The organism is Trichocoleus sp. FACHB-40 (assembly GCF_014695915.1).
Classification (GTDB): domain Bacteria; phylum Cyanobacteriota; class Cyanobacteriia; order Cyanobacteriales; family FACHB-T130; genus Funiculus; species Funiculus sociatus.
Genome location: NZ_JACJPF010000035.1, coordinates 31,543 through 46,701, shown reverse-complemented (window position 1 = coordinate 46,701; position 15,159 = coordinate 31,543). Strand labels below are relative to the sequence as shown.

The following is a 15,159-nucleotide window of genomic DNA, read 5'->3' as shown; positions in this document are numbered from 1 at the left end:
TTGAAAAACTATACTGATACTTCTACAAAGCCATTCATAAAGTTGCGCCATAGGGAAATTTGAGATGTATATGTGTTGGCTTCGGCTGTTGTTCGTCCTTGCTGTAACACGCTATTCAATTCAGGTTTATTTGTAATAACATACTCTGCCCAATATGCTAAACCCTCGGCATCTTCAACGTCTACCATCCAAGCATTTTTTCCGTGTTGCACCAAGTCGATCGCTTGTCCAACTTTGGTTGTTATTAATGGTACACCACTTGCCATCGACTCTAACACTGCTTTTGGCCCTCCTTCCTGGCGGGATGCGACAATATATAAATCCAGTGATTGAAATAGCTGCCCTACTTCGGGATAATTATTTAAAAGATAGTGACGGTAGGGAACGCCTAATCTTTCTAATCCTGCTTTAACATAGCCTCGCGCTGGGCCTGATAGCAGTACAAATAATTCTGGGATGCGGGATTTTAGAATTTCAATTGTTTTCAGAAAAATATCAGGCCCTTTGATGAGCTTTGGCTGTATTCCTTCGTCCCAACCAACGCCATCTTTTTGAAATGACCCGACTACAACTGCTGACTCTGGAATGCCATATTTTGCTCGTGCTTGCTGTCGAGATTGGCGGGTTTGGATCTGAAAGTATGATAAGTTAATTCCTATCGGAATTAGAAAAACTTTTTCTGGTGCAATTCCTGAATTTAAGACTACATCTCGCATCTGGCTGTGGGAAACTTGAATGCGGTGGATTTGCTGGTGGAATTGACAAAGATTTTGGTAACACTGGTCAAATTCAGCCACGCCAGTACCAGGTAAACCGTGAAAATAGGCAGTTCCCACTCGATGCGATCGCTTTGTCCATTCATTGCCTAAAAGCAGAAATTGACTGCCGTAAAATACAGCTTGGTTCTGGGTATAATTAAGCCATCGGGGGTTGGCTTGATGGATGCCGAGATGTTGCGCGATCGCGCCTAATTCCCGCATCTCCCACGAGAGAACCCAAAACGGCGAGTCGCTAACGAGAAATAAACGCGAATAAGGTGAAAAGTGGCTTGTAACCTGTTTAGCTGCTACTTGTAAAATTGGCTGACCTAACTGGCGAACCACCGCACGAAATTGGTTATTCATATGAGAATTCCCATCGCCGCTAGATAGCGGTCGCCTACTTCCTCTATAGTTGGAATAGCTATTTGTGACTGTCGATATTCGTACTCATCTACCAGTTGATTTAACAATGCTGGTATTTCTTCCGGAGACTCGAAACCAAATCCAGCTTCGCCAACAATTTCTGGATGACCGCCGCTGTTGAGATAAATTGCTGGCAATCCACAGGATAGCGCTTCTAGTAGCGAGTTGGAACAGGGGTCGTGGCGGCTAGCAGTAATAAAGATATCATGTTGGCAAAGTAATTTTGCTAATTGTTCGGACGGTACAGGGGCTAACATCTGAATTTGGTTAAATTGAATAGGCGAACGTCCCACAAATGTATATTCAAATCGTTCCCAGTCTAAATTTTCTTCCAACCATTTATAAGCGGTTGCGCCTTTGTTGGGGTTATCAGACCAACTGGTTGAAATTAGACGGATTTTGCGATTTCGGTCAAACGCTATACGACCGTGAGGGTGAAAAATCTGGGGGTTGGTCGCGTTCATAATTACACTAGGCGATTTGAATTTTAAACCGAGTTCCAGATGTTTGTGTAAACTGTACTGCGATTGAAAGATAGTAGCATCAGCGAGTTCTTGATTGATTTGCCAGATATAGCGATCGCTTCCATCATCCAGTCCCCGATAAACTCCAATTGGCCCATCTACTCGATGCACCATTCGACAACCTTTTCGGTGCAGCTGCTGCAACCGTTGAAAGTCGAAATTGAAAGAATTATACAAGCAAGCACGAGTCGTAGCTGAAATAGTATTATTTTCTACTCGCAAACCCCGGCGTTCCAACTCACTCCACAAAGCCCGCATGAATTGATGTCCGCCTCCCCCAGGCGGCGGGCTAAATTCGTGAAATATTGCTATATCAGCTGATCTGAACTGAGATGCAATCTTATCAAAAGTAATCCTCAAATTGCGGCGATATGAGACTAATTGCTTTTGGAGTAAGTGGGGTTCCAACTTTTGCTGCATCTTTATTTCTTGACTGCCACGATTCCAAAACCAGTTGTAAAACTTCGCAAGAATGAATGAGCTTTTATCTGGGGTTGCTGTTCATAATTCATAGCCCAGCGTTGATATTTAGCTAACAGCCAAACCGTTACCCTACCAAAGGGTCTGGGAACACCCACCCCACCCACATACTGCTTTAAAAAGTCAGCCAGCACCGAGAAAAATAATCCCTGGCGTTCGATTGCAATATCATCAAATCCTACCTCTTTCAAAGCACATTGCCAAAAGTAATCTGTGTAACGTCCATAGTCATCAGGATCGCCATGAATGCGATACATAAAAGGAACGCAAATTAATATAATTCCACCATCACGAAGTACGCGATTCGCTTCACAAAGTACAGATGAAGGATTGGGTACGTGTTCCAATAATTCAGAGCAAATTACAACATCAAAACAAGCGTCTTCAAAAGGTAAAGCTGCTGCATCCGCGACTACATCAGGCTGTTTTGCAGGCGAAATGTTAACGTAAACTACTTGCAAATCATAACAATTTATATTGAATTGGCCCCGCTTTTGAATTTTAGTGCCACCCAAATCTAGGACGCGACTGCTAGCGGGTATTTTGCGAACGTGACGAAAATAAAATTCGTCTACAAAATAGCGACGTACAGAGTAATAAAGGTTTCCTACCTGTGGATCGAGAGCGTTCATAAGGTATTATCGGTTTTCTGCGCGATCGCCATCAGCATATGACCGATCCAGCGTGTCGGGATTATTGGGTGTAGAAGTCGTTTGGCGATGCGATCGCTTAAACTTTCTGGCTTCAAGTGAAGATCGTGTACTAGCGCCCGACTCAAACCCTCATAGCGGCCAATTGGCTGCACTTTCAGCACCCGGAACCCTCGCAATGCCAACTCTTGCTCAAATTCTGGTACAGTCAACCACCACTGGTAAAACCGCAGGGGTGCTGCAAAGCCTTGCTGCGTATCGTAGCCTTGATCCCATTTGTGCAAGGCTTTAGCATCGCGCAAGATATGCCACCAGTTCTGGAACGGTACACTAACAAATAGAAATCCTCCTGGTTTTAGGATGCGATAAGCTTCTTTGATGCAATCTTCTAAACCATTTTCAAAATGCTCAAATGTTCCCCAAGAGAAGTAAGCGTCAAAGGTAGCATTTTTAAAGTTAGTCTGGCGAATATCTCCATGAATAAATTGATAATTTGGCAAGAATTGCTTGAGTCGAATAATCGTGCGATCGCTAATATCTAATCCAATTACTTTAAAACCCTGATTTGTCAAAAAAACTGTCCACGCTCCCATTCCACAGCCACCATCCAAAATGGAACTGCCAACTGGTAGCTTTTGCAGAAAAGGTTGCATAATCTTGTACTCTTCTCGACTAGCAACCGACTCAGCTTGCGGTAACTGCGCCACATTTTCCCAGCGTTGAGTCCAAAAGTCTTCGACAAAGGCGCTTTCATCTACTCCGTCCTGTTCATTTGGTATTAATATATAATCCTTTCTCATAAATTTTCTGCTTTAATTTAACTAGACAATACAGGCTTTCCTTCTCGTTTCCCTTGCAGCAATATCCACTTCCAACTACCATCAACTTCTACTCGAACTACTGTTTTAAAATACCGTAACATTATCAAAAACAATTCCTCCTCACTTTCCCAAGCAACTGCTTCAAATGGTCCTCCACCATCTTTCATATCCATTGATAAGTCATAAAGAACATATCCATCCTGTTTGATTACCCGCGCGTGTTCAGAAAATAACTCTTCTAGGTTCCAGGCATGATCCACGCAGTTTGTATATATTAAATCAACCGAAGACGTGGCGTTATCCATGTGCAGGAAATCCCCTATCTTTACCAGTGGATTTTCAGAACCAGGGTTGAGATCAATACCATACGCATTACGAAACCCCAAGTCTCGCAGCACCTCAACTTCTGTTCCCTGCCTCGCACCAGCACACACAATGCAAGCAGTATTTGGCAATATTTGGGTAAGCAGCCTGAAACGGCGATAAAACTTCAAGCGCCATTCCCAAATTACCTGATTGCTAAAGCCTCCTGTAATCTTGATTATTTCTTCAAATTTCTGTTTTTGATGAGTAATATACTCATCGTAATTTTCATAATCTCGATAAGTTAACCCTTCTTGCTTCTCTTGTTTCCAACCTTCTTTAGCATAATGTTTACTTCGTACCGGATGTTTATCTCTTTCGTGGTCATATTCTGAATCGTTGTAACGCCGCAGTTTCCGGTAGTATCCATAACCACCTGGCGTTAAACGATAAAGTCCATTCTTGAAATGAAATCGCAATTTTGTTAGAATTTTCATTTACTCTTGTCTATTTCAAATATAGTCCGAATGATGGCAGTACCTTGTTCATTTTGAGGACTCAACGGCGGTTGTTCCTCACTCCAAAGCACTTGCGATATATACGGGTCAAAGATGGCGTATAGGCTTTCTAAGTTACCAAAATCCACTAAATCGGTACTACTGACTTTATATTCCACTGGCACCTCTACAGCTACTAATGCACCGGGACTCGCCACTCGAATAATTTCTCTAACAACTTTGCCTACATCATAAGAGTGTTCTAGGGAATGAGCGCTGTATATAATATCAAAATTATTATCTGGAAAAGTCATTTTGTGCATATCCATGATCGTGATATCAGGGCTACTACTAAATAAATCAATACCTATAACTTTGTTAGCGCCTTGGCTCTTGAAATAATTTATTTCAGCCGTATTTCTACAACCAATACATAAAAAATGACACTCAGCAAAATTTCTAAATTCTGCTAACTTATCAACTAACAAGCGTGTATGCAGTTGTAAGGGATTTGATTTTTTATAGAAACTACGTTGCAGCTGTGCATCTAAATATTGCTCGTATTCCTGAGAAAACAGCCCTAGATTCTGTTTCATATACGCACGGTATAACTGTAACTGAATATCCTCTTTAAGTCTATATATAGAATGCTTAATGTTTTTTATCATAGCTGATTAACAAAATCGCTCCTATAAATTGTATATTTATAATATAATACCTTAATAATTCGGCATTTATTAAATGCTTAATTTTTATAGAAAGGGGATAAAACCATTGCTTTCAATTACCTTTTGTATCACATTTAGAAAATTATCAGTATTGGCTATAGAGGAAACACCTAAATACTTTTGATAATACTCTGATTGTGCTTTTCTATCGAGGGTGAAGTCAGATAAAGACATTTTCGGCAAGTGCTTCAGAATTTGTTCTGTATCCATTAAATATGCCACACCATCATAATTCCAAAGTTTACCAGGTTGTGAATATCGACGAGAATATGGTATTTTCTCTTGCGGTACAACTTTGATGTCAGCCATCCCAGCTACATCAAACGCCAGATGAGGAACGCCAGCGGCTACTGATTCGCGTACTCCAAGGCTAAAATAGCTAATGCTAAGGTCAGCAATACTCATTACTTCAGATATACTATGCGGATAATAGGATTCGTCGAATATTACTTTATCGGCAATCTGCGTTTCTGGCAATAATTCACAGTCTCGGTTGCGATATTTAACAATTAAGTAGGCGTTGTTGCGATCACAAAAAGCCCTCAGTGCTTTTGTCACCTGTCCCATATTGCTCTCTCGCAACACTTCTAGGGCAGTTTTCCACTGTTTCCGGTAACGCAGCAAAACTTTAATTTTTCCCAGCAGAGACGTTGTTTGAAACATCTCTTCTCTGAAACCCCAACCTGTATGATCGGGCCAGTTAAGATAGACGACGACAGGTTTACCCTCTGGAATTCCCCACTTTTTTCGCACCTCCATTGGATCGATTAGAGCCAACTGATCGACTTGCGGCCAACCCACAGGGATAGCTTTTTGTCTAAACTTTGCTTCCATCTCAGTTGTAAAAGGGAAAGGCAATATTTCTCTAATCAACTGGATATTTTGTTCTAACCAATAGAGTGTAGTTAAGGCAAATAGGTCAATCTGATTAAGTTCTTCAGGATTTTTAACGTGGTAAAACCAATCGCCGGGGCTAGGTTCAAGTAGTACATACAACGGGCGATGTGGTTTATCTGGCAATTCTCCCACAATTGAATTTATCGGAGGAAGGAGATTAACAACTGCATCGACTGGCTTTCGTTGCAAAAGTTCAATTAGTTCCGACTTCCCCCTATATTCTCGGAATGTCACCTTGCCATTGCGGAATGCGGGGGCATTAGTGACGCTGGGAAAATCTAAAGGTCTACCTAGCGTTGCTGTCCCGATATCATGCCAACATTCAACGTGCCATCCACGTTGCAATGCGGCATCGATTGCCGATGCCATGAGGCGATAGCAATTCATTCTAAAGATAATGAAAGCAATTGATGGTTTCAACTAATCAGCTCCCAACTAACAGGCGATCCTTTTTTGGCATCGCGTTTAATTGGCTTTCCCAGCAGGATATCGTAGTATTTTGGCGGTAAACCCAACCCCGGGCGCACGGCTTTTAAATTTTCTGGATTGAAAATATCTCCAGCTTTCATGTCTTGGGAAATGTAAAGCGATCGCTTGTAAATCAAAGACTGCTTCTCTGCCTCCGTTGGTTCATAAGATATTTTACCTAACGCTTGCCATCCTCTTTCCGACTCTATCACCAGCTGGCGCATTTCTTCCGGTTCCATCGAAAAAGCTGAATCCACGCCGCCATCTGCCCGACGCAAGGTAAAATGCTTTTCAATTACCGTCGCACCCAAAGCCACACTAGCAACAGCAACCCCAATTCCTAATGTATGATCCGATAGTCCCACTTGCACGTCAAATAATTGCCGCAGGTGAGGAATTGTTAGCAAGTTTGTATCCTTTGGTGTCGCTGGATAGCTGCTAGTACATTTGAGCAAAATTAAATCCTGACAACCCGTATCTCTTGCTGTTCCCACTGTTTCATCTAGTTCGGCGACAGTCGCCATGCCAGTAGAAATTATCATCGGTTTTCCCGTACTGGCAACCTTGCGAATTAAAGGTAAATCGGTATTTTCAAATGAAGCAATTTTGTAGCAAGGTACGTCCAGAGATTCCAGAAAATCAACAGCTGTTGCATCAAAGGGAGTGCTAAATCCAATAATTCCCAATTCCCGGCAACGCTCAAAAATTGGCTTGTGCCATTCCCAAGGAGTGTAAGCCTGCTGATATAGCTGATATAAAGAATTTCCTCTCCATAAACTATTGGGGTTATCTATGTAAAAGTCGCCTCGTTCGATATCCAAAGTCATCGTGTCAGCTGTATATGTTTGAAGTTTCACAGCATGAACTCCAGCCTTGGCCGCTGCTTCTACAATTTCTAATCCTCTTTCTAGCGACTGGTTGTGATTTCCGGACATTTCAGCGATGATGAAGGGTTTGGTATTACCGCCGATTTTTGTCCCACTAACCGTTATTTGTTTCATGACCGCTCTTTACTACTAAAATATAGTTGCTCTAATCCAGTTTTTATTCTTAGCCACTCATCTTTCAATAAAGCCACCAATAAAATATTTTCGTATTGCTGATTTTTTAAAATATGGTTTTTTAAATAGCCTTCCTGCACAAAGCCTAACCTTTGATGAAATTTGATGCTATCTTCATTAAAAGCAAATATTTCACCACAGAGTTTGTGGATATTCAAATTCTCGAAAATATGATCTAATGCCAAATAACCCATTGCTGAACCAGTGCCGCGAGGTAAATCAACTTCTCCCAAATAAAATCCCCAAAAGCACTTATGATTACTTTTGTCTATTTGGGTGATATTGACTACTCCAACGGCAGAAGTTTTTAACTCAAATATTTGACATTCAGCGCTAGGATCTTGCTGAATTCTTTTAAACCATCCCCTATGTTCATCTATGGTGATAATATGGTCAGTAAACATATTGGCACGGATACGTTCTGAGTTACGCCATGCCAAAACTTTCTCTAAATCTGACTCTGCTATTGGTCTAAGTCGGCAGTCTTCGCGGAGTGGCATTTACTAAATCCATGAGAGCTTGAACAACAAGGTTTCGAGCGTGCGGTTTGTGAGTTTGCATCAATTTTATGGCTCTTCGTGACATTTCTTTTAACAAAGATGGGTTTAATAAAGCTTGCTGAATTATCTTAGTTAAATCTTGTACGCTGACATCGCTGCACCAGCCTAAATGCCAGGTAGCACCTGCTGATGCTACAGCAGCAGTTGTTTCTAGCTGATTTTGCGCGATCGCAATTGTAATTGAAGGTAAACCGAGAAAGCAGCGTTCCCAAGTCGTTGTCCCCCCGGCGGCTATAGCTAAATCAGCGATCGCCATTAATTCTGCCATATTTGTTACCTGGCAGTAAAAATTTGCATTCGGAATCTTTGCACACATCTGTCTAACTGGTTCTCGATACGGGTTAGAGGCACCAACTACCACGTCAACTGCAATGTCTGGTCGATTTAGGGATGCGATCGCCAACAGTGCTTTTGTAGTTTCATTTGTGGCATCGCTGCCGCCAAAACTAACGAGAATGCGTTTCACAGTACCGTCTCGCGATCGCAAATGTTGGCGAACTTGTTTAAATTCTGGACGCAGCAGAGCGTATTTTGGTCCTAATAACTTTTCGCAGCCAGCAGGCACCAGGTTATCGTAGCGAGTCTGTAAATTTTTATAAAAATTTTGGTCAAGCAGCAAGTCGCAATCGTGCTGTCGATTTGCCAGATCATCAATCGCCATAATTTTTTCAACGTAGGGTCTTAGTTGCAACTCCCAGCGATAATCTAATTCGTAATTATCGACAATCAGCCAATCGATTTGTTGATGCTTTTTGCTGATACAATCTATAGTTTGCTTGACATCGATTTCCCAATCAGTTTGGCTGATTGTCTCATAGCGATAGCCTGTTTCCGGTAAATAGTGAACTAAAAAGCCTTTTTTCTCAATCAATTCACGCAGGGTTTCCGGCAAATTGCGGCAAATAAACGTTACTTTACACTCTGTTTTCGGGAGAGCTTCAGCTAGAGCCAAGCAGCGCATAATGTGTCCCGTACCAATTTTAATTGAGGCATCTGCACGAACGATCGCTTCCATGCTTTAGCACTCCCATTTTTTTAAGGCTTTCTCGCAACCAGTAACATATGAGACGAAAGCTGATTTTCAGATAAAAAGTCTTGAAATGCTTCGCCTTTAGTTTCCCACTCGTCAATCAAAATTTGTTCCAAAAAATTTTGGTTGTTAATATCAAACTCGCCCGATAAAACTTTCTTACGCACTAATTCAGCATCAAGTCGTCCCGGAGTTTGTTTTTCTATTACTTCAAATCCACAAGCTTCTAACAGATATGTCAGCGAATCCAGATTGAACAAGTTAATATGTTCGTTGTCAACAGAATCAGACTTATCTGCTAAAGTTACGATATCAAAACCTTTGACATTAGGACAGGTAACGATAAAAATTCCGCCATAGGAAAGTAGTTCGTAACACTTGAGCAGAAAGTCTCTCGGCGAAAACAGATGTTCGATTACCTCAAAATTGACAATTACATCCATTTTGTCAGTACCGAAGAAGACTTGTTCAATCGGTTTTTCAACGATTTCGAGATGGCGATCGCGGCAAGTTTGAGCCAGATCCGGTGTAGGCTCAACTCCTACTATCCGCTGAAAAATTCCTAGTTTTTGAATTTCCTCGCAAAATATTCCAAATCCCGCCCCTACTTCTAAAAGCGTATTTGTTTTAATATTAAATTTTTGGCAAATCTCAACGACCTTATTTACTCGCGGCTTAAAAATTTTTTCGCGTCGTACCGTTTCCGAAGCCGGAAAAATATATTTATTCCAATAGGCATAATTTTCTGATTCCCGATAATATTCCTCCAAATGTTCCGGGCGAGGTCGCGGATTTGCATAAACAGTTTTGCAAGCTTGGCAAATTACAAATTGAATTTCATATTTTTCATAAATTCGTCTATTATTGTCGGCATTACAAGCAGGGCAATTAACGACAATAAAATTATTTTTATGCCTCAGCAATCGCTGAATATCGTTAGCCAAAGCTTGATTCTGTCCATCATTAAATTCATCAGCCCTGATTTCCGATTCCCTAAAGGAAACTTTTTTAGGCTTTGGTTTATTCATGCTAGTGTTATCCCATGTTTTCTAGCCAGCTCTAGCAGGTCTTTTGGATAGCGATGACCTTTTAGATATTCATAGCCAACTTCTCGACTCAGTAAAAACTTTTTGTATTTAGCAACATTTTCATTATTTTTACTGCAAGCAAAGAAAAAAACCAGCTTCCGGTTTTCCAGGGGTATAGGGACAACTTCGGGCCAAGATGCTTTATGGTCAAGCCTAAAATCAAATAAAACAAGATCGCCAGCCTTACTTGGGATTGAATATTCTCCAACCTGACTTGGTACTTCTGGTTTTAGGGGAATATGGCTGACAAAACTCTCTAAGTTATTAGATTCTAAATGCTTTTGCGATCGCAATTTGTTTAACTTGCCTTTTATAGTCCGCACAAATTGTATTTTAGCAAGCTGCCTGTATAACTTGCGCTTGAGCTTTGACAAAGATAGCCACCCCGACTGCCGAGAATTTTTTGTGATGTACTTGTCCGGGTGTAAGTGAGAACCGGGAATTACATCAAGTCCGCCGCCATATTTGCCATTGTCCTGAAGATAAAGGGCAGCTTGAACCATCAAATAATCAGGCTGATAATGAAATTTATGCCCAGCCTTTTCTTGTGAACCTGTATCTTTATGCCATCCCCCAAAGCAAGAATCGTGAGCAGCCATTTCTGGCAAGTAAACAAAGTCATTTCCTAACAAAGACCTGAGTGCAGAAACAATCGGGGGATGGATAAGAAGCCAGCGCAGTTCGGGATATCTAGCGCAGATATCTATACACCCATCATCAGATTGCCGTTGTATTCCTGACTCAAATAATTTTAATAAAAATTCTCGCAGCTCTCGTACTTGCTCGTTAGTCAAAACCGAGGAAACAACTAAAAAGCCATTTTTATGAAATTGCTCTATTTGACTGTTAGTTAAGCCGTCCATCCCCACACTTACTCCACTCGATACTTTCCGAATTTCTACTTTCTCATGTATTTAATTTGTTCAGCTTCACTTAGATGAACACAACCATAAGCAGAAGGTTCCCCCCAGATATTATCTTTTATCCATTGCCCATTTTCAATCCACCACACGCGAGGATCGCGGAAAGTATCGCAAATGTAGTCAAAATTTTCTTCTGTCATGTTGACGTATTTCAGCCATCGCTCCAAATCTCGACGCGGTTTAACATAGTCATACTTGCGTACCATTTCAATTCCCTGCTCTCGCGTCATCATCCCCGCTCTGATATCTTTAGTTGCATGGTCTGAACCTCGTCCATACCCAAACTTTACAAACTTCAAATAATCGTGAATGCCATTTTCGTGCATATCATCGAGATTAGAAATAGTTCGGTATGTACGCTCAAAAGGCTGCTGCGCTGGTTGCCATCCGTAGAGTTCAATGACTAATTTAGAATGTTTATTTGCATCCCAATACGCAAAATTACTCAGATAAATACCCCGCACGCCTACTTCATCAATCTCTTCGTCAGAGGGATACTGCGCCCACAAGAGCTCCTTATCTCTTAGCCCTTCTTTGAGTTCGGGACGACCTAATTTTTCTAAACCGTTATCTGTGAAATCGTACCAATCATAACCCCGCAAACCATGTTCCAATCTCGATTGCGAGGTAAACTCCACAAAATCATCGTAGGAGTACATTCCTCCCAAATCCATAAAACCATGTTCGCCCCACAAAATCAATGGCACTTTGTAGCGCACTGCAACTTGAATTGGCACTGTAAAAATGCCGCAATGAGCGTGCCAGTTCATGTCACCTTGCAACTTAAAGCCGATGCGATTCATCTTAACTAAAGTATCCGTGCTAGGGCGGAGAATAATATGATCGCAATCAAAAACTTCCCGCATTCGCTGAAGATTGTACTCGCCTTCAGGCAAATAATTATTGCCGTGATAAGTGACTAATAGCGGCTTCAAACCAAGTTCTTTTACAGCAACATGAGTTTGATAATAGCTATCTTTACCTCCACTGACAGGAACGATAATATCGTAATTGCTATTACTGCGATATTCGTCTGTTAAATCCTTGAGCCACTGCCAGCGTTGCACCCAGTCTATATCTTTTGTTTGATCGTTAACTCTACACCCAGAGCAAACACCATGTTCGTCAAAGGTTAAAGGAGCTGCGCTGGCGGCAGGATATACACATCGAGTACAGTATTGAACCCCCATAATTGCTTTACTCCTTGTATTTTTTATAGTCGAACTTCAATACCTGCTTTAGCTAGAGTCCGCTTACCATTGCGGTCTGGTAATTCCTTAAAATGCCAAATATTAGCCGCAGCAACAGCGGAAGCGCCCGCTTGAATTCCTTCTACATAGTGTTCGTATCGCCCGACACCTCCACAAGCAATGATAGGAATTGTGGTTGCAGAAGCCACAGCATTTATCAAGTCAATATCGTACCCTTTTCCAGTACCATCGCGGTTGATACTGTTTAAGAGAATTTCACCCGCTCCTCTATTTTCAACTTCCCTTGCCCATGCTTCCGGTTTCAGATTGGTAGATTCGCGTCCACCATTAATAAGTACCTCGGTTTTTCCGTCAGGATGGCGCAGTATATCAATGCTGACTACAATCGCTTGGCTACCAAAAACCTCAGCACCTTGGGTAATTAGCTTTGGTTTTTTTACTGCTGCTGTATTGATAGTAATTTTATCAGCTCCTCGGCTAATTCTTTGTCGCATATCTTCTAGATTATGGATGCGTCCGCCCCAAGTAAGAGGCATAAAGCAGGTTTTACTAACTTCGTCTAATATCTCTAATGGGTCAGTTAAACTTTTTACTCTATGGTCATCGCGACGTAAGTCATATTCATCATGGCGACTAATATCTAAATAAATTAATTCATCTACATTCCAATTATTAAAACGCTTAACCTTATCAACAGGATTGCCGATTATTTGGTAAACTTTAAAATTTTCACTACGGACGAGCAAACCATTTTTTAATAGTAATACGGGAATCAAGCGGTTTTTGAGCATATACTTAAATTAACAAAATTTTTTAATACTTCTAGACCTACTTTTTGACTCTTTTCTGGATGAAATTGAGTAGCATAAATATTTCCTAATTCTATGCTAGAGACAAATTCTGCACCGTAATGGCTAATGCCGCTAATAACACCTTGATTGTTTGGTACGAGGACATAACTATGAACAAAATAAAAAATCTGCGAATCATTAAGACCAGCGAAAAGTTTATTTGGCTTGGTAAAATTAACGTCATTCCAGCCAATATGAGGAATGCGGATGTTGCCAGCATTGCTACTTTGAAGACGGACTACTGTTCCGGGAATCCAGTCTAAACCTTTATGAACGCCATGTTCGGTTCCGGTAGTAGCTAGTAGTTGCATTCCCAAGCAAATTCCTAAAAAAGGCTTGCCTTTCTCTCTAACTTCTGCTTCTAAAGCTTTTACCCAGCCTCTAGATTGAAGATTTTCCATAGCATCCCCAAAAGCTCCAACCCCAGGCAAAATAATGTGATTGGCTTGGGACAAATCTTCAGGATTATTAGTAATGAATCCGGGACAGTTTATATAAGATAAAGCATTCGCTACAGAGCGCAAATTGCCCATTCCATAATCAATAATAGCAATTGTTTTTTGATTGGCAGTCATGGGGAAATTTATAAGTTTATCGAACTTTAAACAATGCTTCTAACGGTTGACAGCGAAGATACTTTTCCAAAACGCAGTTATCAACAGCATCCTGCAAAATTGGAAAAACTTCCTCATAGACAGTTAGCAATCTTTCAACGTCAGCATCGCTATGAGCATAACTCATATTGTGCGTAGTCAGTGTTAATATTCCCCGCGCAAAAACTTCTTGTAAAAAGAGGGTTTTAATCTGCCACTGGCTGTAAGGTGGTACGTCTTTGATTAGTAAAAAAGACCAGGTTGGATGCCCCGAAACCGATAGGATATGGCTAACTTTATAATGTAAAATTAGGTTTTGTACTTTGTCCATTACCTTCTGCCCCTGCTTGAACAAAGTTTCAATTACTGGCTGTTGCTGCAACTTTGTCAGCGTTGCTAAAGCTGCCGCTAGTGATAGAGTTTCGCCGCCAAATGTAAAGGAGAAAAAAATTTCCTCCATTAGCTGCATGATTTCTGCTTTACCCGTAACAGCAGAGAGAGGATAACCATTTGCCAAGCCTTTACCAAATGTGGCTAAATCTGGTTTGACTCCAAAATATTCCTGCGCTCCACCCTGGGCGTAGCGAAACCCGGTAATTGTTTCATCAAAAATCAAAACGGCACCATTTTGATGAGCAAGTTCTTTAACTTTTTCTATAAAATTATCTTGGGGTTCAGCTACGTTCATCGGTTCCATGATAACGGCGGCTATCTGGTTTGGATATTGCTGAAATATCCTGTGTAAAGATTCTAAATCGTTGTAGGCAAAAATATGAGTTAAGTCTATTACCGTTGTTGGCACTCCTAAATTGCGAGCGGTAGAGCCAATATACCAATCATGCCAGCCATGATAGCCGCAAACCGCCACGCGATCGCGTCCTGTATAAGCCCTCGCCAAACGCAGCGCCCCCGATGTCGCATCTGAGCCATTTTTCCCAAAACGCACCATTTCCGCACCAGGCACCATCTCGACAATTTTTTCCGCCACCTGCATTTCAATTGGATGAGGTAGAGAAAAAATCACTCCTTGTTCAATTTGAGCCTGAACTGCTGCTGTCACATCCGAGTCATTATATCCTAGAGTAATTGCCGCCAAACCATTAATAAAATCAATATATTCATTCCCATCCACATCCCAAACGTGGCTGCCTTTTCCGCGACTCACAAAATAGGGCGAAACACCAAAAGGATACTGAGTTTTACTCTTACTAAAAGTTTGGGTTCCTAGCGGAATAGTCTTCAACGCTCTTGCTAAGAATGCTTCTGAATGTTGATATCGTTCGGACACGA

The 15,159-nt window shown here is 41.3% G+C and carries 16 protein-coding genes; all 16 read right to left on the bottom strand.

All coding sequences use genetic code 11. The features are described 5' to 3' along the window. Positions 1-8: 8 nt before the first annotated feature. The 16 genes from H6F63_RS04065 to H6F63_RS03990 all read right to left on the bottom strand — a co-directional run bounded on the left by H6F63_RS04065 (position 9) and on the right by H6F63_RS03990 (position 15,157). A complete protein-coding gene (locus H6F63_RS04065; RefSeq protein WP_199297668.1) occupies positions 9-1,124 on the bottom strand; it encodes a glycosyltransferase family 4 protein in 1,116 nt (371 codons plus the stop codon). Beyond that, positions 1,121-2,128: a glycosyltransferase family 4 protein gene (locus tag H6F63_RS04060; RefSeq protein WP_190635116.1), complete on the bottom strand. Its 1,008-nt coding sequence runs from the start codon at positions 2,126-2,128 to the stop codon at positions 1,121-1,123. Before H6F63_RS04060 ends, H6F63_RS04065 begins: the two co-directional genes overlap by 4 nt. Positions 2,129-2,130: 2 nt before the next feature. Then, complete coding sequence (locus H6F63_RS04055; RefSeq protein WP_190635114.1) at positions 2,131-2,820, bottom strand: class I SAM-dependent methyltransferase; 690 nt, start codon at positions 2,818-2,820, stop codon at positions 2,131-2,133. Continuing rightward, a complete protein-coding gene (locus tag H6F63_RS04050; RefSeq protein ID WP_190635112.1) occupies positions 2,817-3,638 on the bottom strand; it encodes a class I SAM-dependent methyltransferase in 822 nt (273 codons plus the stop codon). The genes H6F63_RS04055 and H6F63_RS04050 overlap by 4 nt, the downstream gene beginning before the upstream one ends. 17 nt (positions 3,639-3,655) lie before the next feature. Beyond that, complete coding sequence (locus H6F63_RS04045) at positions 3,656-4,459, bottom strand: methyltransferase domain-containing protein (protein ID WP_190635110.1); 804 nt, start codon at positions 4,457-4,459, stop codon at positions 3,656-3,658. After that, a complete protein-coding gene (locus H6F63_RS04040) occupies positions 4,456-5,055 on the bottom strand; it encodes a class I SAM-dependent methyltransferase (RefSeq protein WP_190635108.1) in 600 nt (199 codons plus the stop codon). The genes H6F63_RS04045 and H6F63_RS04040 overlap by 4 nt, the downstream gene beginning before the upstream one ends. A gap of 156 nt (positions 5,056-5,211) precedes the next feature. Beyond that, the gene (locus H6F63_RS04035) at positions 5,212-6,453 is read right to left on the bottom strand and encodes a hypothetical protein (protein WP_190635106.1); all 1,242 of its coding nucleotides are present in this window, start codon (positions 6,451-6,453) and stop codon (positions 5,212-5,214) included. Between the two features lie 47 nt (positions 6,454-6,500). Next, positions 6,501-7,553: a pseudaminic acid synthase gene (gene pseI / locus H6F63_RS04030; RefSeq protein WP_190635104.1), complete on the bottom strand. Its 1,053-nt coding sequence runs from the start codon at positions 7,551-7,553 to the stop codon at positions 6,501-6,503. Beyond that, positions 7,550-8,113, bottom strand: a complete 564-nt coding sequence (pseH, locus tag H6F63_RS04025) for a UDP-4-amino-4,6-dideoxy-N-acetyl-beta-L-altrosamine N-acetyltransferase (RefSeq protein WP_190635102.1) — start codon at positions 8,111-8,113, stop codon at positions 7,550-7,552. The genes pseI and pseH overlap by 4 nt, the downstream gene beginning before the upstream one ends. Further along, the gene (gene pseG, locus H6F63_RS04020) at positions 8,085-9,188 is read right to left on the bottom strand and encodes a UDP-2,4-diacetamido-2,4,6-trideoxy-beta-L-altropyranose hydrolase (RefSeq protein ID WP_190635100.1); all 1,104 of its coding nucleotides are present in this window, start codon (positions 9,186-9,188) and stop codon (positions 8,085-8,087) included. The genes pseH and pseG overlap by 29 nt, the downstream gene beginning before the upstream one ends. 20 nt (positions 9,189-9,208) lie before the next feature. Next, entirely contained in the window at positions 9,209-10,231 is a 1,023-nt protein-coding gene (locus tag H6F63_RS04015) for a class I SAM-dependent methyltransferase (protein ID WP_190635098.1), read from the bottom strand. After that, the gene (locus tag H6F63_RS04010; protein WP_190635095.1) at positions 10,228-11,154 is read right to left on the bottom strand and encodes a phytanoyl-CoA dioxygenase family protein; all 927 of its coding nucleotides are present in this window, start codon (positions 11,152-11,154) and stop codon (positions 10,228-10,230) included. Before H6F63_RS04010 ends, H6F63_RS04015 begins: the two co-directional genes overlap by 4 nt. A gap of 35 nt (positions 11,155-11,189) precedes the next feature. Beyond that, the gene (locus H6F63_RS04005; protein WP_190635093.1) at positions 11,190-12,404 is read right to left on the bottom strand and encodes an N-acetyl sugar amidotransferase; all 1,215 of its coding nucleotides are present in this window, start codon (positions 12,402-12,404) and stop codon (positions 11,190-11,192) included. Between the two features lie 23 nt (positions 12,405-12,427). Then, positions 12,428-13,216, bottom strand: coding sequence for an imidazole glycerol phosphate synthase cyclase subunit (locus H6F63_RS04000; RefSeq protein WP_190635091.1), 789 nt, complete (start codon positions 13,214-13,216; stop codon positions 12,428-12,430). Then, entirely contained in the window at positions 13,198-13,851 is a 654-nt protein-coding gene (gene hisH / locus H6F63_RS03995; protein ID WP_190635089.1) for an imidazole glycerol phosphate synthase subunit HisH, read from the bottom strand. The genes H6F63_RS04000 and hisH overlap by 19 nt, the downstream gene beginning before the upstream one ends. 16 nt (positions 13,852-13,867) lie before the next feature. Beyond that, entirely contained in the window at positions 13,868-15,157 is a 1,290-nt protein-coding gene (locus H6F63_RS03990) for an aminotransferase class III-fold pyridoxal phosphate-dependent enzyme (RefSeq protein ID WP_190635088.1), read from the bottom strand. Positions 15,158-15,159 lie beyond the last annotated feature (2 nt).

Coding starts and splice junctions, on each gene's coding strand:
- H6F63_RS04065 (WP_199297668.1), bottom strand. CDS start 1,124: ATGAATAACCAATTTCGTGCGGTGGTTCGCCAGTTAGGTCAGCCAATT.
- H6F63_RS04060 (WP_190635116.1), bottom strand. CDS start 2,128: ATGCAGCAAAAGTTGGAACCCCACTTACTCCAAAAGCAATTAGTCTCA.
- H6F63_RS04055 (WP_190635114.1), bottom strand. CDS start 2,820: ATGAACGCTCTCGATCCACAGGTAGGAAACCTTTATTACTCTGTACGT.
- H6F63_RS04050 (WP_190635112.1), bottom strand. CDS start 3,638: ATGAGAAAGGATTATATATTAATACCAAATGAACAGGACGGAGTAGAT.
- H6F63_RS04045 (WP_190635110.1), bottom strand. CDS start 4,459: ATGAAAATTCTAACAAAATTGCGATTTCATTTCAAGAATGGACTTTAT.
- H6F63_RS04040 (WP_190635108.1), bottom strand. CDS start 5,055: ATGAAACAGAATCTAGGGCTGTTTTCTCAGGAATACGAGCAATATTTA.
- H6F63_RS04035 (WP_190635106.1), bottom strand. CDS start 6,453: ATGGCATCGGCAATCGATGCCGCATTGCAACGTGGATGGCACGTTGAA.
- pseI (WP_190635104.1), bottom strand. CDS start 7,553: ATGAAACAAATAACGGTTAGTGGGACAAAAATCGGCGGTAATACCAAA.
- pseH (WP_190635102.1), bottom strand. CDS start 8,113: ATGCCACTCCGCGAAGACTGCCGACTTAGACCAATAGCAGAGTCAGAT.
- pseG (WP_190635100.1), bottom strand. CDS start 9,188: ATGGAAGCGATCGTTCGTGCAGATGCCTCAATTAAAATTGGTACGGGA.
- H6F63_RS04015 (WP_190635098.1), bottom strand. CDS start 10,231: ATGAATAAACCAAAGCCTAAAAAAGTTTCCTTTAGGGAATCGGAAATC.
- H6F63_RS04010 (WP_190635095.1), bottom strand. CDS start 11,154: ATGGACGGCTTAACTAACAGTCAAATAGAGCAATTTCATAAAAATGGC.
- H6F63_RS04005 (WP_190635093.1), bottom strand. CDS start 12,404: ATGGGGGTTCAATACTGTACTCGATGTGTATATCCTGCCGCCAGCGCA.
- H6F63_RS04000 (WP_190635091.1), bottom strand. CDS start 13,216: ATGCTCAAAAACCGCTTGATTCCCGTATTACTATTAAAAAATGGTTTG.
- hisH (WP_190635089.1), bottom strand. CDS start 13,851: ATGACTGCCAATCAAAAAACAATTGCTATTATTGATTATGGAATGGGC.